Here is a 19,953-nt window from a genome sequence, read left to right on the forward strand (position 1 = left end):
GTGATCAATTACAAACACTTATACTACTTTCGTGAAGTGGCGACTTTAGGCAGCATTGTGCGTGCCTGCGAAAGCCTGAACCTGACCCCGCAAACCATTAGCGGGCAATTGCAATTGCTGGAAGAATCCCTCGGCGTCAAACTCTTCCGCAAACAAGGCCGCAATCTGGAACTCACCGATGCGGGGCATACCACGCGGCGTTATGCCGATGAAATTTTCCAACTGGGCAGTGCTTTGGAACAAGCTTTACAAACCCACCCTTCCGGGCAGGCACGGCTGTTTCGGGTTGGCATCGTCGATGTGGTTCCCAAAACCATTGCCTATAAATTGCTGGAACCGGCGATGTTGCTCAGCCCGCAAATTCACATTGTGTGCCACGAAGGGCCTTTACCTGACTTGCTGGGGGAGCTTGCCATGCACCGCATTGAACTGGTAATTGCGGATAAGCCGCTTCCCAATACACTGCCAATCAAAGGTTTTTCACACCGTTTGGGGTTTAGTGGCATTAGCTTTTTTGCCCACACCACAGTAAAAGCAGACTTGCTGGGTGAATTCCCGCAATGCTTGCACAGCGCACCGTTGCTGATTCCCAGTGAAGGCACGTCAGTACGCAATGAACTCATGAATTGGTTTCATCAACAGAAAGTGCAGCCGAATATTATTGGAGAATTTGATGACAGTGCGCTCATGCGGGCGTTTGGTTTCGGCGGTGCGGGTGTTTTTGTCGCACCCTCGGTGCAGGAAGATACGTTTACTCAGGAAACGGATATTCATTGTATCGGGCGAGCCGACGGCGTAATGGAGCAGTTTTTTGCGATTTCGGTGGAACGGCGAATCAGCCATCCTGCGGTCTTGGCGATTACCAAGAGTGCGCAGGATTGGCTGCAACCCAAAGCTAAGCTGTGATGATTACACGCCGAAATCTTCGGGTGACACATTCAAATCACGGCACATTTCACGCACCATCTGCTTCTCTTTAGCGTCAAATTCGCCGTCGGCACTGCCAATGGCGCAACATACGCGTACCATCAAACGCGCAGCGTCGGGTTTACTGCGCAGTTTGCTAATGATTTTCAGGGCTTCTGCTTTACCGATTTCATTGTCGAACTCGAAGTTTTCCGCAACTTTGTTGAAGAACGTGATGACGTCTTTGGTTTCAAACACTTTCAATTCATCCGATTGTTGGATGAATTTCATCATCTTCTGCTTTTCAGCAGAATCGATGCTGCCATCCGCAGCGGCAACCAACGCGCAACCGGCAACGCACGCTTCCATGAATTCACGGTTTTTGAACTTACCGATTTCAGCGGTTAGTTTAGCGCGGGCTTCCCCGGCTTTTTCTTTCAAGGTATCAAAAAATGACATCGAATAATCTCCTTACAAGTTAGGCTTCCGCCAATAATTTCTTTTTGTGACGCAGTGAAGACACAATCGACAACACAATAAACGTCACGCCGATCAAGCCAGTAATCACTTCGGGAATATGGTAGTGAATACTAAACAGCATAATCACCGCCAACGCACCGATACCGTAATGCGCACCGTGTTCCAGATAAATGTATTCGTCCAAGGTGCCTTTGTGTACCAAATGCACAGTCAGAGAGCGCACAAACATTGCGCCAATCGCCAGACCCAACATAATAATGACGACATCTTTGGTGATCGCAAACGCGCCAATTACGCCGTCAAATGAGAAGGATGCATCCAATACTTCAAGGTATAAAAAGCCTGCCAAACCGTTACGTTTAACACTGTTGACAACCGCTTCACCTTCCGCTTCGTCTTCAAAAAACACGTCTAAACTACTGACCGCAATGTATAACACCACGCCAGCCAAACCCGCCACCAATACGGTTAAACGGGTTTTATCATCAATCGGCAGGAAATGCTGCAATAAGAACAACACGATCAACGACAATAGCACGCTAATCACGTCGAGCTTGCCCATCGCACTCATGCGTTCTTCGATGGCATGAATCCAGTGAACATCCTTTTCGTTGTCGAACATAAAGCTCAGGAACACCAACAACAAGAACATGCCACCAAACGCCGCAATACCCGCATGGCTTTCCATCAAATGGCGGGAATATTCCTCTGGATTATTCAACGCCATGCTCATGACATCAATCGTACCTAGCCCCGTCGCCACCGCCACAATCACAATCGGGAACACTAAACGCATCCCGAATACCGCAATCAGAATACCGACGGTTAAAAATAGCTGTTGCCATTTTTCATCCATCTCCCTGAGGACAGAAGCATTCACCACCGCATTATCAAAAGACAGGCTCACTTCCATGACGCCTAACACCACCACCAAGAAAATGGCCGTAGCTATGCCCATCGAAGTGGTCGCACCCCACCAAATCGCCAAACCCACACAGAGGAAGGTGACTAAAAACGAATATTTAAAATCCTGAAACATAAGGTTAATACTTTAGTTAAGAACAAACAAAACAGGCATCTGCAACGAGATGCCTGTCAAATCATACGTGCATGGCGAACCATGCCTGACCGTATTTAGCCAAGATTAACGCCCATAGAGGCAGCCATCGGGCCTAAACCACCCGCAAAACCTTGACCGACCGCTTTGAATTTCCACTCAGCATTGTGACGATACACTTCGCCAAACAACATAGCCGTTTCCACGCTGGCATCTTCAGACAGGTCGTAACGCGCAATTTCAGTATTATCCGCAGCGTTCACCAAGCGGATATACGCATTGCTGACTTGCCCAAAGTTTTGTTTGCGGGCTTCTGCATCATGGATAGTCACAGCGAATACCAATTTCTTAACATTTTCACCCATGCCTGCAAGGTTCAGCTTCACTTGTTCGTCATCGCCCTCGCCTTCGCCGGTTTTGTTATCACCCAGATGTTCGACGTTGCCGCACGCGGATTTCTTATTGTTGTAGAAAATAAACGAGTCATCCGACAACACTTTACCGTCTTCGCCTAACATAAATGCGGAGGCATCCAAGTCAAAACCAGCGCCATCGGTCGCACGGGTATCCCAACCCAAACCTACCAATACGCCGGTCAAACCGGGGGCTTCTTTGGTTAACGAAACGTTGCCACCTTTTTGTAAACTAACAGCCATTGTAAAACTCCATTATCTTAATCATTGAATAAAAAACTTAACCAATGCTAATGCCGTATTGGTCACACATGGCCTTTAAACCGCCCGCATAACCTTGCCCAACGGCACGAAATTTCCATTCCTCGTTGTTGCGGTACAACTCACCGAACACCATCGCGGTTTCAGTGGAATAATCTTCTGCCAAATCGTAACGCACGATTTCCGTGCCGGTAACATCATTAACCACACGAATAAACGCATTGGCGACTTGACCGAAATTCTGCCGACGCGCTTCGGCATCGTGAATCGTCACAGTAAACGCCACCTTGGTAATGTCGGCAGGCACTTTGCTCAAATCCACTCTCATGGATTCATCATCGCCATCACCTTGCCCGGTACGATTATCGCCCGTGTGTTCAACGGAACCGTCGGTGGATTTCAGTTGATTGTAAAAAATAAAATCCGCATCGCCGCGCACTTTACCGCTCGCGGTCAGCAAAAATGCACTGGCATCAAGGTCGAAACCTGCGCCATCGGTACTGCGCTCATCCCACCCCAAACCAATAAGAATTTTGGTTAAACTGGGATCGGTTTTGCTTAAAGAAAGATTGCCGCCTTTTTGTAAACTTAAAGCCATCTCACATTCCTTTTATTTTAACACTTATTTTGAACCTGCCCGCCAGTTTAAACCCCAATGATAGGCTTGATCCATTTCCTGATGCCCTTTGAAATAACGCACTTCGCGATTAACCTGCAAGGCACCATTGACATTTTCCAACACCAACACCGCACACATGCCCAGTGAATTGCTGCCTTCGGTCAAGCGAATTTCTAACGGGGGTTCATTCGGCACATAAATAGTGACGACACCATCGGTTTGTGCCCAGTTCGGCGCACCTTCGTAGATAAAGGCGTACACCAGAACCCGCTTAAAGGTTTGCCACTGTTGCCCGTTAATGTGCAGCCATTCACCTTCACTGATCGCGCCCGTGCGGTCATCGCCTTTCAACTCGATAAACGGGTCAGAGCGGAACGAACCAAAGCGGTTGCCGAGGGCTTGAATCGCGCTAATCGTGCCGTCGCGCTGTTCGTACAAACAACCGACATCCAGATCCATGCCTTTATTGCTACCGCCGCCGAATAAGCCGCCCAGCAAACCGCCACTTTTCGCAGCCGGTGCTTGACCACGATTCCAGTTCAGGTTGATGCGGATTTCGCCGAAGCCTTCGGTTTTCTTTTCCAGACTGACACGCGGTTTGGCTTTATCCAGCGTCACTTTGCTCAGGGAAATAGGCTTTTTCGTGGGTGCAGGCGGAGGTGTTACTGGCGGTGCTGCCGCTGGTGTGGGGTCACTGATTTCTACCCCGAAATGTTCCGCTAAGGGCTTTAAACCACCCGCGAAACCTTGCCCAACGGCGCGGAATTTCCACTGCCCTTGGCGCAGGTACAATTCGCCCAGAATCAGCGCGGATTCAACCCTGCCATTAGCGGGCAAAGTGGCTTGCAATACCGCCTGCCCCGCCGCGTTTTTCACGGTGACTTGCAAATTGGTGAATGCGCCGAAATTGGTGCGGTTTTCGTGAATGGTGGCGGTGAAGGCTATTTTTTCGGTGCCTGCCAATACATTCGGCAGGTCAACGGCGAATTCAGCACGACCGGCACTGTTGCCGACAAACGCCACACTGCCATTACCGGGGCGCGGTTGCCCGTAAAACACCATGTCATCATCGCCGCGCACTTTGCCGGTAGCCGTTAAGACAAAGGCGGAAATATCCACCTCTGCCCCACTGACTTGGGCAGGCGATAGCAGGACTTCAACGTGCAGTTTTTCACGCGGTACCGGGCAATTTGCCCCAGCCACCAGTTGGGTCACTGACATCGCGTTACTCCTAGAGTGCTGCCAATACCGCAGGCATCATGTCGTTGGCGACTGCGCCAGCCGTCGGTGTGCCGACTGCTTTCATCTCCCAACCTGCACCGTTACGGCTCACAATCGCCATGACTACGCCGGTGTGTGCGCCTTTGTCGGACAGGTTGAATTTCGCCATTTCGGTGTTATTGCTGTCATCCACCAAACGGCAGAATGCGCCTCCAACTTCATTGAAGGTTTGCCCACGGAACGAGCAGACCGTGAACGCCAGATACGCCACATTCCCCGGTAAACGGGTCAAATCGACGAAAATCACTTCATCATCGCCCGAACCTTCGCCCGTCAGATTGTCGCCGGAATGCTTGATTGAACCGTCGCGGCTTTGCAATTGGCGGAACCACACCACATCCAGCAGGTTTTTTTGTGCATCCAGCAACAGGCAGGAAGCGTCCAAGTCAATGTCTGCCGCCGCGCCGCCGCCAAACATGCTACCGAAGAAACCGCTTTTTTTCGGTGCTTCTGCCGGATCCCAGCCCAAGCCCATACGTACTTTACTCAAGCCACCGCCGCCGGTTTTTTCCAGCGAAATGCGTTGACCTTTGCTTAAACTTACAGCCATGAGAATCTCCATCCTTTTGTATTATCAAGTCATCACATCTTAGAGAGTCGCCCAAAGGCAGGCAACACTCACCCAGAATTGTCAGGTTATTTCAGCTTAACGGTTGCAATACCACCGGCGTACTGATTTCTGCCACCCGCAAACCGTAGCGCAATGGGGCGATGACCGGCGTTTCCCCGCGCAAACTTTGCAGGAAAACTTCCGCCAGATTAACGCCCGCCAGACATGCCAAGCCGAAACCACCGGCAGGGCGCGGGTTAATTTCTAGCAAACGTGGTTCGCCCAATGCATTGGCCTTGAACTGAATATTGAACAAACCATTCAAGCAGTAATGCGCGGTCAAACGCTCAACCATGCCTTGCACCGCCGCGTTATTGTCGATTTCCTGCCCGTAACCGGCTTGCGGGTGCTTTCGGCGTTGAATCGCGCATAACAATTGCCCGTCACGCCCCGCACAATCCACACTCCATTCATCACCCGGCAAATGTTCCATCACCAACAAGGTGGGAAATGTTGGGGTGTGTGCCATGCCTGCGCGTAATTCCGCCAGCGGGATTTCGTATTCGACCCCTTCCAACAAATGCGTAATGCTGTCGCGCTGCGTATCCAAAATACGGAAGCCCAAACCAAACACCGATACCGCCGGTTTTATGCACAAAGCCGTGTGGTGTTGCGAGAGTTCCGCTACCGCCTGATCAAAACTGTTGGCATCCGTCACCGCAATGCACGCCATTGCAGACGCCACTGTTGGCGGCACTAAGCGGTAAAATTCCCCTTTGTCATTCAACAAGGTCAGCGTTTCGGGGGTAGCCACTGCGATAACTTGTGTGCCGATTTGCGCGAAATCCGCTCGATGGCGCACCAGCAATACGGATTCTTTAGCGGGCCAGAAGTAATCAATGCGCTGCTGCTGGCAAAAATTCAAGCACCAATCCAAATAAGCTGCACCCACCAAGCCGGGCGGCTCGTGCCATGCTTCATCCGCAGCCAAAAATACTGAAGCTGCCGGATTCGTGTGCGTTGAAATCACGGTAACGCCTTGCCCCACACGCGCCTGACGCATGTTGTTAAACACCGTGTTAATGCTGGAAAATGTTTTATTGAACCAAATGCGCATGGTATGCCCTGTTTAGAATTGTAGTAATGGTGACAGGCGCTAGTATGCCCGATTCTCCGCAATAAATTCAGGCATTTTCACCCAAATTCTTGCTATCATACTGCCCATAATCATCCAGCTCGGTAACAATAATTATGATGAATTTACCCCTAGGAGCAAACCTGCCACTGACCGGCAACCGCTGGACAGTCGCCCTCACCTTTCCGCACGACATCCGCCACGATTTAGGGCTGGCAGTGTTGCCGGTGAATGAAGCCAAACAGTTAGTCATTCCCCCGCAATTAGCCCATGCCAATGCCACCGAATGGGCAAGCGCCAAGCTGAATGACGCAGGCACGAGCTACGCCCTGACACTGGATACCAGCGTGCTATCCAATCCCAACATTACGCGCTTGTGCCTAGTGCTGTACCGCTACGGCGCACGCGGGCCGCTGAATGTTGGCAGCAATGTCAGTGTGCAAATGGATGACGTTTTCAGCCACAGCATTGCTTTGGGGGACATGCAAGCCTCCGCGCTGATTGCCGCCGAATTTTACCAGCGAGCGGGGCAATGGAAAGTACGCGCTCTGGCAGAAACCTCCGCGTATGGGCTTGCCGCACTAGGGCGCAGAATGGGCATGGAGGTGGATGAAAGCTCACCCTTCAACACCCCAAACAACCCCGAACGTCAGTCCGGTAACTGGACAGGCACAGCGTTTCTGGTTGCTCCGAATGTCTTCATGACCAACGCACATGTGGCAGACGGCGCAAGCCGTATCCGCCTGAGTTCGCTGCAAGGCAATCTCGATGCTGAACCGATTATCAGCGACAGTACCAACGATCTGGCATTGTTGCGGGTAGCAACACCGAGTCACCTACAACCACTCCCGTTTCGCAGCAGCGGTGTCGGTTTGGCGCAAAGCATCACCACGCTGGGCTATCCGCTGGCAAGTTTGATGGGCAGCGGCATTCAAGTCACACAAGGGGTTATTTCCGGCTTATTCGGAGCGCACAACGACATTCGCCTCTTGCAATTCACCGCACCGATACAACCCGGTTCCAGCGGCAGTCCCTTGCTGGATGAAACGGGCGCAGTGTTGGGCGTGGTGTCGTCCACGTTTACGCACGCGCAGAACATGAATTTTGCCATCCGTCACAGTTTGGCGATTGCATTAATGGAAGCGGCTAATATTCAATACCAGCTACAAAGCAGTGCGCAAACGCTGTCAGCCGCGCAAATGGTGACGCAAACCCAAAACGCCATCTGGCGTGTAGAATGCGCCAGCTAAATAACTACCAACGGATGTTTCATGCAAATCAATGTCGCCCTCGAACAGGGCACGCTCAACCTGACTATCGAATCTGGCACACATTCGCCGGATGAACTCTTCGGCTTTGCGCAACGCCGCAACCCGAAACGCGCTTTTCTGTTTGTCTCTAAAGTGTTGGGCAGGCACATTCCGGTATCACCAGCCGTCATGCGCAACGCCACGGATACGCTTGCCGCGCAAATCCCCGCTGACTTGCCGGGGCCAGTCGTGGTCATCGGCATGGCAGAAACCGCGATTGCTATGGGTGCGGGTGTGCAACAAGCCCTCAGCCGCAGCCGTGACGACACGCTATACCTTTGCACCACGCGCCACCCGCTGGACTTGCCGATTCTGGTCGAATTCCGCGAAGAACACAGCCACGCCACCCAGCAAGTACTGCATCTGCCGCAACACGCTGCCGATGTCGAATTGCTACGCACGGCACGTAGCTTGGTGTTGGTCGATGACGAAGCCTCCACCGGCAAAACCTTCGCCAATTTGCTGGAAGCCTTGCAACGCGCCGGGCTGGATCAGTTTGAACACATCGTTGCTGCCACCCTCACCGACTGGTCGGGCGGTGCTGCCGCCGAACGTTTAGGCGAACGCGCTATTGCCGTTTCACTGCTATCAGGACATTGGGACTGGCAAGCCAACGATGCGCCCCCGCCGGAAATGCCGCAAGTCGATGTTTTGGGCACGGGCGAATGGCACGCGAACCCTGCCAATGATTGGGGACGGTTGGGTATGCGCCAACATCTGCTTACCCCGATTGCACAGCAACTGAACGTCACTCCCGGCGAACGTATCCTCGTCCTCGGCACAGGCGAATTTGTTTGGCCTCCGTACCTACTGGCGGAATACCTCGAACAACAAGGCGCGACGGTACATTTCAGCGCGACCACCCGTTCACCAATTGCCTTGGGTCACAGTATCCAACACCGCTATTGCTTGCACGACAATTACGGGCAAGGCATCCCCAACTTCCTCTACAACGTCGTGCCAACCGACTACGACCGCATCCTGCTGTGCAGCGAACCGCCCGCGCATTTGCTCGATAAAGCGCTGATCAGCATCTTGAACCCAACCTGTGTGGAGTTCTACCCGTGAAGCCTTTATTACTCACCGATTTGGATGACACGCTGTTCCAGACTGCCCGCAAAATGCCAGTGGATGCGGATAAAATCCCCGCCGCGCAAGGCAAAACCAACGACAGCAGTAGCTTTATGCACCCTTGGCAACACGATTTCATCCACTGGGCGCTGGACTGCATGACCGTGATTCCGGTCACTGCACGGGGAATTGCCTCTTTCAAACGTGTCCATCTGCCTTTCCAGCACGGCGCGGTGTGCGTTCACGGCGCGGCGATTCTGCAAGCGGATGGCACGCTTGACCCCGACTGGCATTCACACATCCAGCCGCAACTTGCCGCTTACCAAGACCGCCTACCAGACATGTTGGCAACCGCGCTGCAAATCGGTGAAACGCTAGGGTTATCTTTACGCGGCTGGCTGGAATCGGTAGAAGACAGCGCGGCGTATCTGGTGGTCAAAAGCAATACCGCCAGCGTGACAGACCTCCAGCAACTGCTGCACAGCTTACGTGAAACCCTTAACTTGCAAGGCTTCTACACCCACATGAATGGCAACAACTTGGCGCTGCTGCCCGATTTCGTCAATAAACGCGCAGCGGCGGCAGAAATTCTGCGGCGGCATACGGCTGAACACGGGCGCACTCCGGTATTCGGCATGGGTGATAGCGTGTCCGATTTGGGCTTCATGCGCTTGTGTGACTTCGCCGCGTTTCCGCCCAACACGCAAATTTGCAGGCAATTACCATGAGCGCAACCCACGGTTTTCACGGCTCGTATGCTGCCAGCGATGTCACGTTTTTGTTGCGGCAAATCGTGATGGAAACTACGCCCGTGGAGGAAAAGGAACGCCTGATTCAAAGTGGGCAACGCCATTATTCCGAAATGCTGACGCTGGAATCGCCGCCCTCCGACGCGCATCAAGCCTTGTTCGAGCAAGCACTGGAGGATGGGCTGGAACGCCTTGCCCGCGAAGTGCAAGCCTTGGCACTGGCCTTGCAGCAACGTCGCCCAAACCGCCCGATTGTGCTGGTCAGTTTCGTGCGGGCAGGTGTGCCGTTGGGCGTATTGCTGGTACGAGCTTTGCGCGAATTGGGGGTGGAAAGCGAGCATTACGGCATCAGCATTGTGCGTGACAAAGGCATAGACCAAGCGGCGGTGGACTGGATTGAGCAACGCCATGCGTTCGCCGATCTGGTGTGGGTCGATGGCTGGGTCGGCAAAGGCGCAATTCATGGCGAATTACAACGCTCATTGGGCAAACGTTACCCTGATGGCGACATTCCCTTGGTGGTGTTGGCTGACCCGACCGGCAAAGCGTGGCTGGCAGCATCCGGCGAAGATTGGCTGATTCCGTTTGGCGTTTTAGGCTCGACTGTTTCCGGCTTGGTGTCGCGCTCGATTTTACGCGAGGATGGCGGCTGGCACGCTTGTGTCAATTACACGCATTTGGCGGAATACGATGTTAGCCAATGGTTTGTCGATACGGTGGATGCTTGCCGTCGTCTTCAGCAAGGTGTCAGTGCAGCGGATTGGTCAGATGCGTTGCGCCACACCCTGCTGGCGCAATCGCAAACCACGATTGCACAACTGGTTGAAACCTATGACATTACCAACCTTAATCGCTTGAAACCGGGGATTGCGGAAGCCACCCGTGCGGTCATGCGGCGCGTGCCAGAACACATTCTGGTGCAGCGCCTCGATGACCCGAATATCCGCTTATTACGCCATCTTGCCGAAGCGCGGGGGATTCCCCTGCAAGCGGTTGGGGATGGGCTTGCGCCATACCGTGCGATAACCATAATCAAGAAGACCACATGACCACACGAATTTCTCCTTACCAGTTAGGCGCAACCTTATACATGCCAGCAACACGCCCCGATTTGCTGGAGGTGATTTTGCGGCAGAAAATCCCCGATCTGCGCTCGATGGTGATTTGCCTCGAAGACGCGGTGCGTGAAGATGAAGTCGCCGCCAGCTTGACTAACCTGCAACACTGTTTGCACGAACTGCGCGGGCAAGAGCGCGGCGTACCGCTGGTATTTATTCGCCCGCGTCATCCCCAGATGGCGCACAAGCTATTGGCGATGCAAGGCATTGAGTGCATTGACGGCTTTGTGCTGCCCAAGTTTGATAATCAATCGTTTGCGGCGTGGTATGCCGTGGTGCAAGCTGCGCCCGCGCATTTGCTGTTTATGCCCACCCTGGAAACGGCGCAAGTATTGGATGTGCTGGCAGTACGCGAATTGTGCGAACGTTTGCAAGATGACGGGATTAAATCGCGGATATTGGCGTTGCGGATTGGCGGCAACGATTTACTGTCGTGTTTGCGTTTGCGAACTCACCATGCCCATACTTTGTACGATGGCCCGTTGGGGTATGTGGTGGCGATGCTGGTGACGCATTTTGTTCCGGCAGGTTTTCATCTGACTGCGCCCGTGTTTGAATATTTTCAGGATCACACCATTTTGCAAGCCGAATTCCAGCGCGATTTGCTGCACGGTTTGGTGGGCAAAACGGTGATTCACCCCAGCCAGATTGCGGTGATCCATCAGGCGTTGAAAGTCGATAGCCGGGATTACGAAGCGGCGTTGCGGATTTTGGATGATGCCATGCCTGCGGTGTTCCAGTTTGAAGGCGCGATGTGCGAACCAGCGACGCATCACCATTGGGCGGTGCAAGTGATGGAACGTGCCAAGCATTTTGGCTGCCATTTGCACGCGGTGGCGGTGGATGAGGGGATGGAGAAAGAGTGTGTGGCGTTGTATTAACAGTTCACTTATGCGCTGTTTCAGCATAGTATTATCTGTACCTGCATAACGTAGTACAGAGGTATCTGACCATGCACGCTATCGCTATCCGTGAACTGCGGAATAATCCCGCCAGCCTAACGCACTCACTCGAACAAAATGAATATGTTTTCATCACCAAACACGGCAAACCCATTGGCGTTGCTGTGCCATTGACCGATGAAAACTTACAGATAGGCTTGACCAAAGCCACCGCGCTGCAAGCATGGCGTAACGGTGACATATCCTTGGGAAAAATGGCGGAACTGCTGCAAATGGATAAACGCGAGTTACGGCATGTTTTGGCACGCATGGGGCTTCCCATGATTGATTATCCTGCGGATGAAGTCACCGCAGAAATCGACTTTTTGCTAAAAGCTTAACCCGTATGCCAGCTTTAATTGTTGCGGATAGCTCGCCGTTAATCACGCTGTTGAATATCGGGCGTATTGAATTACTGACGAAATTATTCACCCATATTGTTGTCCCGCCGATAGTGGCACAAGAAGTAGAACGTGGTGAAATGCCGGATTCCATTTGGTTTAGTTTGCAACAAGCAGGCTTTATTCGCACCACGGCGTTACAAACAGATCAACGGCTGGCAGTATTGTTATTGCAACTTGACCCTGGCGAATCAGAAGCGATCTTACTGGCGGATCAACTCAAACTGCCTTTGCTCATTGATGAAAAAGCAGGGCGCAAAATGGCAACACTTATGGGTTTGCACATCACGGGGTTAGTCGGCGTATTGGGTGCGCTGAAACACCAAGGTTATATTTCCAGTCAACAAATCCCGGATATTTTGGCAGACTTGGAAAAAGCAGAATTTCGCATGAGTGTGGATTTGAAACGACTCCTGCTTGAAAGTTGAAACGAAAAGTTTATTATCCGCCCCCCAACTGCGCCGAAATCGCCTTGCCCGCCGCCTGCACCGCCTCCACCCACGCCATCTGCCGCCGTTCCATCGGCGCAGATACCGACAAGCCCGCCACCGCCCGACCCGTGCTGTCATAAATCAGCACGCCAATGCACCCCACCCCGATTTCTGCCTCTTCATTATCCAGCGCGTAACCCTGTTGCGCCGCTTGCTGGCAAACGCCCAACAATTGCGGCAAGCTCGATAACGTGTTGCGGGTATACGCAGGTAAATTGGTGCGCTGCGCGTAGCTGCGAATATCGTCATCACTGCCCACCCCCAACATCAGCTTGCCGACGGCGGTAACGTGCAACGGCGCACGGCTGCCGACCACTTGTTGCACATGCATCATGCGGTTCGGCGTGGCTTTTTCGATGTACACCACCACGTCACCTTCACGCAACGTGAGGTTGACCGACTCGTTCAATTGATCGCGCAAGGATTCCATGTAGGGCAACGCCACCGAACGCAAGTCGATCTTATTGTGCAAACGCACCCCCAATTGCAACAGGTGAATCCCCAGCCGGTAACGCCCCGCCGGATCACGTTCCACAAAGCGGTTGTCGATCAGGGAACTGAGGATGCGGTGTGCGGTGGAGGTGTGTAACCCGGTTTCCGCACTCAACACTTTCAGGCTGATCGGTTCAGGGTAACGGGCGATAGCATCGAGCAACGCGGCGGCGCGGTCGATGACTTGGATGCGGGTGGTGTCGGTTTCTGCTTTCATGGCAACAGTATAGAACAATTTCCCACAATGTGGAAACCATACCGTATTGCGATAAATCACAAGGACGCTTATTGTTAGCCCATAGCAACACATTCAGGAGACACGACCATGACTGCACCCACTTTCTGCGAAGGCATCTTGCATTTCGGCGCACCATCCAGCGCGTTCACGCAATACGGCGCGAGTTCCGCGATTGCTGCCGATCAAACCGCGATCACCGAAATCAACGACCAAGCCGTTTACCAATGCCGCTTAATCGTGGATGCCTTGCGCTATACCACGCTGCAATTGTGCGCCTCGAAAGAATCCGGGCATCCCGGCGGCTTTGCCAGTTCTGCCGATGCTTACGCGGCGTTGGTGCTGTTGGGGCATACCAATATCGTCACGGAAGTGGGGCATCACGCGCCCGGTTTCTACAGCGCGATGTTCCTCGACGGCTCGCTGGCAGACATGGGCATTCATACCATGAACGATTTGCAAGCACGTTTCCGCGAACGCGACGGCTTGTTGGGGCATTTATCCGGCGCAATTCCGGGCTTGCTCGCTCCCGCTGGCCCTTTGGGTCAAGGGCAACATTTTGCAATGGCAGGCGCGTATTTGAACCGTGACAAGTTGTTCCCCTGCACCATCGGCGATGGCGGTTTGGGCGAACCGTACATTTTGTCGGCATTCAAGCACTTCCACACCAGCTACCCCGATGTCACCAATTTCTTGCCGGTCTTGGTGTGGAACGGTTTCAGTCAGGAACACCATTCGATGGTGTCGCTGATGAGCAATGCGCAAATGCGGGACTACTGGAAAGCGCACGATTTCGGCAACGTGGTGCTGATCGACGCGAAAGATTTCGACGACGCAGGGCAGGAAGGCGCGTATGTGGATAGCACCCTGTTCAGCGATGCGGCGCGGACTGCCTTCACCCGTGCAGTTTTGGAAGGCGCAAAAGCCGCCGCCGATAGCGCCATGAACGGCACAATGTCGGTGCTGATTATCAAGCAAATCAAAGGTTCAGGGATTCACATCCACGGCGCAAAATCGCACAACCTTTACCCCGGTGACACAGTGCAGAAACCCGCGATTGCAGCCGCCTTGGAAAAAGGCGCACTCACCCCTGCTGCGTGGGAATTGGTACGCACCACCCTGCAACGTGCCGGTGGCGGTTCTGCCAGCCGCACAGTCGTGACCGAATTTGAACGCACCCTGCCGGATGCCAGCAACTTGCCCCGGCAAGATTTCGCGGTCGGTGATAAAGCCGTGCCCGCGACTGCGATGGGGCAGATGGTTGCGGAACTGGGCAAGCGTGACCCGCTGTTCGTCGTTACCAATGCCGATGGCAACGAAGCCTCGAATATGAAAATCATCAACGATGTCTTGAAAATCCGCCACCCGACCGTTGACCCGCTCTACAACCAAAGCCCGACGGGGCAAGTGTACGAACCGCTCAACGAAGACGCTTGCGCCGGATTCGCCGCTGCCTTGGCGCTGTTTGGCGGGCGTTCGCTGTGGTTGTCGTATGAAAGTTTCGCCATCAACGGCTGGCCGATCGTGCAAACCGTGGGGCAGGCAATGGCAGAATTGCGCCGCAAAACCCCCGCCGTCGTGACCATGTTTACCGCTGGTGCGTTGGAGCAAGGGCGCAACGGTTGGACGCACCAACGCCCCGAAATCGAAAACTACATCGGCGGGCAAATGCGCAACGGCAATGTGTACCTGCTGTATCCGGCGGATGCCAATATGATCCAAGCCGCTTACGGCTGGGCGGTGGAACAGGTCAATAAAAACATCAGCATTATTGCCTCCAAATCGCCGCTGACGGTTTACACCACACCGTCGCAAGCCAACGCCGCAATTGAGCAAGGCGCGGTCACACTGTACGAATCACGCGATAGCAGTTGGGAAACCATCGTGTTTGCGGTCACGGGTGACATGATTTACCAGCCGGTGTTTGAAGCGAAAGACAAGCTGGAAGCGGCGGGCTATCGGGTACGCATTGTGTGCGTTGCCAATCCGCGCCGCTTGTACCGGGCTGCCGATGTCGCTTGGCAACACAGTTCCGAGGCGGATGGCGCATTCATGAGCGATACCGATTTCCACGGGCTGTTTGATGGCGATGCGCTGATCGGGGTTAGCGGCGGCGGAACGATTGCGCTCGAATCCGTGTTGTTACGCAGCCGTGCGCCCAAGCGTGACCTGTTCGGCTGGCAACGGGGCGAAACCACCGCCAGTGCCAACGAACTCATGGCTTATAACGGCATTACGGCGGATAAGCTCACCGCGTGTGCGCTCGGCATGGTAGGTGAGGCGCATGAATAACACCGCACTCACCAAAATCATTGCCATCGACGACGACCCGACGGGTTCGCAAACGGTACACAGTTGCCTGCTGCTCACCCGCTGGGATGTCGCCACTTTGCTGGAAGCCTTGCACGATGATGCACCGCTGTTTTTCGTGCTGAGCAATACACGCGGGATGGATGCGGCGAGTGCTGCAAGCGTGACGCGGGAAATTTGCATCAACTTGCGGGAAGCCTTGGCGCAAGCAGCGGCCGCGGGTGTGACGATTCAACCCGTGGTGGTCAGCCGGTCGGATTCGACCTTGCGCGGGCATTATCCGGTGGAAACCGATGTGATTGCGGCGGAACTGGGGCCGTTTGATGCGCATTTCCTTGTCCCTGCGTTTTTTGAAGGCGGGCGCATTACCCGTGACGGCACGCATTATTTGCTGGTGGATGGCGAACCTGTCCCCGTGCATGACACCGAGTTTGCCAAGGATTCGGTGTTTGGGTTCAGCACCGCCTTTTTGCCGGATTATGTCGCGGAAAAAACGGGTGGGCGCATTCCCGCCAGCGTGGTGCAACGCTTCGATTTGCAAGACGTGCGCGGTGCATTATTGGGGGAACGGTTGCAGGCGTTACACGATAATGTGTGTTGCGTGGTGGATGCCGAGCAGCAAAGCGACTTGGATCAATTTGCGCAGCAAGTGTTGGCGGCGGCACAGACGGGCAAGCGGTTTCTGTTTCGCAGTGCCGCGAGTTTGCTGACCGCGTTTGCCGCCCTGCCCCCGCAACCTGTTGCTCCGGCGGCAATGGCGCAATTTGTGCGCAATGGCAAGGCAGGCGTGATCCTGATGGGGTCGCATGTGGGTAAATCGACGCTGCAATTGCAGTATTTGCTGGCGCATACCGATGTATTGCCGCTGCATATCGACCTTGAGCAACTGGTGGCGGATGAGGCCGCTTTATTTGCGGATTTGCAAGCGCAGTTGCAGGCGGCGAATCAGCAGAATCGTGGCGTGGTGTTGTACACCAGTCGTGGCGAAAAGCAGTTTGCCAGTAAAGCCGAACGGTTGGCGTTTGGGGATCGGGTAGCGGCGTTTTTGGTGCGGTTGGTACAACACTTGCCTAGGGACATTGGCTTTTTAATCAGCAAGGGCGGGATTACCTCGAACGATACCTTGAGCAAAGGGCTGGCGTTGCGTACTGCGCGGGTGTTGGGGCAGATTCGGGCGGGGTGTTCGGTAGTGATCTGCCCCGATGATCATCCGCGTTTTCCCCAATTGCCGGTGGTGATTTTCCCCGGCAATGTGGGGGGGGATGAGGCGTTGGCGGAGGTGTATGGCTTGCTAAGTGCTTCGTAACGTGATTACCCTACATTTGCCCTGTTATTTTTCCATAGTATGATTGGGGTTTTACCTCATTCAGTAGAGAACCTAGACGCATGACCGTGAAATCTTTCCACCCGCCTGTTCGCACTCTCATGGGGCCTGGCCCTTCCGACGTTAGCCCGCGTGTTCTGGGGGCAATGGCTCGCCCGACGCTGGGGCATCTTGACCCGATGTTCGTGGGCATGATGGATGAAGTGAAAGCGATGCTGCAATACGCTTTCCAAACCAAAAACGCGCTGACAATGGCGGTGTCTGCGCCCGGTTCTGCGGGCATGGAAACCTGCTTTGTGAATCTGGTCGAGCCGGGTGATAAGGTAATCGTTTGCCAAAACGGTGTGTTCGGCGGACGCATGAAGGAAAACGTCGAGCGTTGCGGCGCAACCGCGATCATGGTGATGGATGACTGGGGCAAGCCGGTTGACCCGAACAAAGTGGAAGCGGCATTGAAAGCCAATCCTGATGCGAAAGTCGTGGCGTTTGTCCACGCCGAAACCTCCACGGGGGCGCAATCGGACGCACAAACGCTGGTGAAATTGGCACACGATTACGGTTGCTTGACCATCGTGGATGCGGTGACTTCACTGGCAGGCACGCCGCTGAAAGTGGATGAGTGGGAAATCGACGCGATTTATTCCGGTACGCAAAAATGCTTGTCGTGCGTCCCCGGCATTTCCCCGGTAAGTTTCGGTGAACGGGCGATTGAACGCATTAAAAACCGCAAAACTCCGGTGCAAAGCTGGTTCATGGACATGAATCTGGTCATGGCTTACTGGGGCGGCACGGGCAAACGCGCTTACCACCACACCGCAGCGGTGAACACCCTGTACGCGCTGCACGAATCGTTGGTGATGTTGCAGGAAGAAGGCTTGGAAAATTCATGGGCGCGTCATGCGCGTAACCATCAAGCCTTGAAAGCGGGGATCGAAGCAATGGGCTTGCGGTTTGTGGTGGATGAGGCTTACCGCTTGCCACAACTGAACTCTGTCACGCTGCCGGAAGGTGTGGATGAGGCGGCGGTGCGTACCGCGTTGCTCAACGATTACAGTCTGGAAATCGGCGCAGGTTTGGGCGCATTGGCAGGCAAAATCTGGCGCATCGGCTTGATGGGCTTTGCCAGCAATGAGAAGAATGTGCTGAATTGTTTGGGCGCGTTGGATGCGGTGTTGTCGGGGATGAATGCGCAGATTAATAGCGGTGTCGCAGTGCGGGCGGCGAAGCAGGCTTTTGCGCAGTAAGACTAAGCACACTTCATTGTAATCCATGATATTTACGAGTAGCATATAAATATCATGGATAAAATTCGCCATCTCCACACGAAAATCGAGCAACTACTGGCAATGTTCCCGGTGGTTGCACTTATCGGCTCACGTCAGTGCGGCAAATCTACGCTGGTCAAACAAGTACGCCCCGACTGGAAATATTACGACCTGGAAAGTCCTGACGATTACCAACTAATCAGCCGTGATCCCGTCAGCTTTTTCGCGCTCAACAGCCAACACCTGATCATCGATGAAGCGCAACAATATCCTGATGTGTTCAACGTCTTACGCGGCGTTATCGACAGCGACCGTCACACCAAAGGACGGTTTTTACTGACAGGCTCTAGCTCGCCTTCCATCGTGAAAGGCATCACCGAAAGTCTCGCGGGACGGATTGCGACGGTGGAAATGTCACCGTTCAAACAGACAGAATATTACGCAAAGCCCTTGTCGAGTTTGTATGAGTTGTTGATCAATGAGCAGACCCAGCTACGCGATTTCCAATCCCTTACCCCTGCCCTGACACTCGAACAGAGCATGGCGATTTGGCTGCAAGGTGGCTACCCCGAACCGCTGACACTCAGCGCAACCATCCCCACCTTTTACAAGCAGTGGATGGATAACTACATTGCCGACTATCTCAACCGTGACATTAGGGGCTTGTTTCCGCGCCTGAATATCCATAATTACCGGCGTTTTCTCACGCTGCTGGCGCAATATTCGGGACATCAACTCAATATGAGCGATATGGCGCGGGTACTGGAGGTCAGTGTTTCCACCGTTAAAGATTATTTGGACATCGTTCACCAGACCTTTCTGTGGCGCAACCTAGAACCGTACACCAATAACCCGCTCAAAAGAGTGCAGAAAGCTAACAAAGGATTTTTCAGCGATTCCGGCTTATTGCACCACCTGCTCAGAATCAACAACCTCGATCAACTGTTGTTACACCCCGTCGCAGGGTTTTCGTTTGAAAGTTTTGTGACTGAAGAATTGATTCGCGGTCTACAAACAACCCTAGCAACACGGCTGGAATTCAGTTACTACCGCACCATTGATAAATCGGAAGTCGATTTGGTGATTGAAGGTGATTTCGGCACTATTCCGGTGGAAGTCAAACTAAACGCCACCATTCAACCACGCGCCTTACGCGGCTTAGAAAACTTTTTGACCGATACCAATAGCCGCTACGGTATTGTGATCAATCGGGGCAAACGGGTAGAGCTACTGACGGATAAAATCGTGCAAATACCCGTGCAGTGTTTGTAAGCCCGCTTATCCGCCCAAATTTGACGCCACAAATAAAATTTACTAATCTAATCCCACAGTAAATGAACCCTTGCCTGTTGAACAGTGGATCGCTGTTCGCGCAAAAAGCCTGTCAAAGCGACATCAGCTTGCTCTTTACTAGGGCGGGGACTGACTAGTAGTGCGAATTGCATTGCGTTTCTAGGAAACCAATATCGCACTACTAGTCGTCCCCGCATCGAGTGTAGCAAGCTGATCTTCTGGATGAACGAAGGTATTTACTGCCCAATAGC

General features: G+C 53.5%; 20 protein-coding genes. 12 read left to right on the plus strand and 8 right to left on the minus strand.

Annotated elements, in window-relative coordinates; translation table 11 throughout:
* The gene (nhaR, locus tag L3K52_12970; GenBank protein UOG91109.1) at positions 1-906 is read left to right on the plus strand and encodes a transcriptional activator NhaR; all 906 of its coding nucleotides are present in this window, start codon (positions 1-3) and stop codon (positions 904-906) included.
* Between the two features lie 3 nt (positions 907-909).
* Here the strand turns inward: nhaR and L3K52_12975 are convergent, their stop codons facing one another.
* From L3K52_12975 to L3K52_13005, 7 genes are all read right to left on the minus strand, one after another.
* On the minus strand, positions 910-1,365 hold the full coding sequence (locus L3K52_12975) for a tellurite resistance TerB family protein (protein UOG91110.1): 456 nt from the start codon (positions 1,363-1,365) through the stop codon (positions 910-912).
* A 19-nt stretch (positions 1,366-1,384) separates the two neighbouring features.
* On the minus strand, positions 1,385-2,425 hold the full coding sequence (locus L3K52_12980) for a DUF475 domain-containing protein (protein ID UOG91111.1): 1,041 nt from the start codon (positions 2,423-2,425) through the stop codon (positions 1,385-1,387).
* 95 nt (positions 2,426-2,520) lie between these two features.
* Complete coding sequence (locus L3K52_12985; protein ID UOG91112.1) at positions 2,521-3,099, minus strand: TerD family protein; 579 nt, start codon at positions 3,097-3,099, stop codon at positions 2,521-2,523.
* A gap of 37 nt (positions 3,100-3,136) precedes the next feature.
* Complete coding sequence (locus L3K52_12990; protein UOG91113.1) at positions 3,137-3,715, minus strand: TerD family protein; 579 nt, start codon at positions 3,713-3,715, stop codon at positions 3,137-3,139.
* Between the two features lie 24 nt (positions 3,716-3,739).
* Positions 3,740-4,957 carry a TerD domain-containing protein gene (locus L3K52_12995; GenBank protein UOG91114.1) on the minus strand — a complete coding sequence of 406 codons (1,218 nt, stop codon included), beginning with the start codon at positions 4,955-4,957 and terminating at the stop codon, positions 3,740-3,742.
* A gap of 10 nt (positions 4,958-4,967) precedes the next feature.
* On the minus strand, positions 4,968-5,567 hold the full coding sequence (locus L3K52_13000; protein ID UOG91115.1) for a TerD family protein: 600 nt from the start codon (positions 5,565-5,567) through the stop codon (positions 4,968-4,970).
* Positions 5,568-5,658: 91 nt separating this feature from the next.
* Positions 5,659-6,684 carry an ATP-grasp domain-containing protein gene (locus tag L3K52_13005; protein ID UOG91116.1) on the minus strand — a complete coding sequence of 342 codons (1,026 nt, stop codon included), beginning with the start codon at positions 6,682-6,684 and terminating at the stop codon, positions 5,659-5,661.
* Between the two features lie 134 nt (positions 6,685-6,818).
* On the opposite strand from L3K52_13005, the gene L3K52_13010 reads away from it, so the two are divergent.
* The 7 genes from L3K52_13010 to L3K52_13040 all read left to right on the plus strand — a co-directional run bounded on the left by L3K52_13010 (position 6,819) and on the right by L3K52_13040 (position 12,720).
* Positions 6,819-7,952 (plus strand): trypsin-like peptidase domain-containing protein, encoded by a 1,134-nt coding sequence (locus tag L3K52_13010; GenBank protein ID UOG91117.1) that lies wholly within the window; start codon positions 6,819-6,821, stop codon positions 7,950-7,952.
* Positions 7,953-7,973: 21 nt separating this feature from the next.
* Entirely contained in the window at positions 7,974-9,080 is a 1,107-nt protein-coding gene (locus tag L3K52_13015) for a phosphoribosyltransferase family protein (protein UOG91118.1), read from the plus strand.
* A complete protein-coding gene (locus L3K52_13020; GenBank protein UOG91119.1) occupies positions 9,077-9,811 on the plus strand; it encodes a hypothetical protein in 735 nt (244 codons plus the stop codon). The genes L3K52_13015 and L3K52_13020 overlap by 4 nt, the downstream gene beginning before the upstream one ends.
* Entirely contained in the window at positions 9,808-10,881 is a 1,074-nt protein-coding gene (locus L3K52_13025) for a cysteine protease StiP family protein (protein ID UOG91120.1), read from the plus strand. The genes L3K52_13020 and L3K52_13025 overlap by 4 nt, the downstream gene beginning before the upstream one ends.
* Positions 10,878-11,831 (plus strand): HpcH/HpaI aldolase/citrate lyase family protein, encoded by a 954-nt coding sequence (locus tag L3K52_13030; GenBank protein ID UOG91121.1) that lies wholly within the window; start codon positions 10,878-10,880, stop codon positions 11,829-11,831. The genes L3K52_13025 and L3K52_13030 overlap by 4 nt, the downstream gene beginning before the upstream one ends.
* A 71-nt stretch (positions 11,832-11,902) precedes the next feature.
* Positions 11,903-12,232, plus strand: a complete 330-nt coding sequence (locus L3K52_13035) for a UPF0175 family protein (GenBank protein ID UOG91122.1) — start codon at positions 11,903-11,905, stop codon at positions 12,230-12,232.
* A gap of 5 nt (positions 12,233-12,237) precedes the next feature.
* On the plus strand, positions 12,238-12,720 hold the full coding sequence (locus L3K52_13040; GenBank protein UOG91123.1) for a DUF3368 domain-containing protein: 483 nt from the start codon (positions 12,238-12,240) through the stop codon (positions 12,718-12,720).
* A gap of 13 nt (positions 12,721-12,733) precedes the next feature.
* Here the strand turns inward: L3K52_13040 and L3K52_13045 are convergent, their stop codons facing one another.
* Positions 12,734-13,492 (minus strand): IclR family transcriptional regulator, encoded by a 759-nt coding sequence (locus tag L3K52_13045; protein UOG91124.1) that lies wholly within the window; start codon positions 13,490-13,492, stop codon positions 12,734-12,736.
* A gap of 108 nt (positions 13,493-13,600) precedes the next feature.
* Between L3K52_13045 and L3K52_13050 the strand changes: the two genes are divergently transcribed.
* The 4 genes from L3K52_13050 (at position 13,601) to L3K52_13065 (ending at position 19,681) form a co-directional block, all read left to right on the plus strand.
* Positions 13,601-15,802 (plus strand): hypothetical protein, encoded by a 2,202-nt coding sequence (locus L3K52_13050; protein UOG91125.1) that lies wholly within the window; start codon positions 13,601-13,603, stop codon positions 15,800-15,802.
* The gene (locus tag L3K52_13055) at positions 15,795-17,126 is read left to right on the plus strand and encodes a hypothetical protein (GenBank protein UOG91126.1); all 1,332 of its coding nucleotides are present in this window, start codon (positions 15,795-15,797) and stop codon (positions 17,124-17,126) included. The genes L3K52_13050 and L3K52_13055 overlap by 8 nt, the downstream gene beginning before the upstream one ends.
* Positions 17,127-17,206: 80 nt before the next feature.
* Positions 17,207-18,388 carry an alanine--glyoxylate aminotransferase family protein gene (locus L3K52_13060; GenBank protein UOG91127.1) on the plus strand — a complete coding sequence of 394 codons (1,182 nt, stop codon included), beginning with the start codon at positions 17,207-17,209 and terminating at the stop codon, positions 18,386-18,388.
* Between the two features lie 54 nt (positions 18,389-18,442).
* Complete coding sequence (locus L3K52_13065) at positions 18,443-19,681, plus strand: ATP-binding protein (protein ID UOG91128.1); 1,239 nt, start codon at positions 18,443-18,445, stop codon at positions 19,679-19,681.
* Positions 19,682-19,953 lie beyond the last annotated feature (272 nt).

It is taken from the genome of Candidatus Thiothrix sulfatifontis (assembly GCA_022828425.1).
In the GTDB taxonomy this organism is placed as follows: domain Bacteria; phylum Pseudomonadota; class Gammaproteobacteria; order Thiotrichales; family Thiotrichaceae; genus Thiothrix; species Thiothrix sulfatifontis.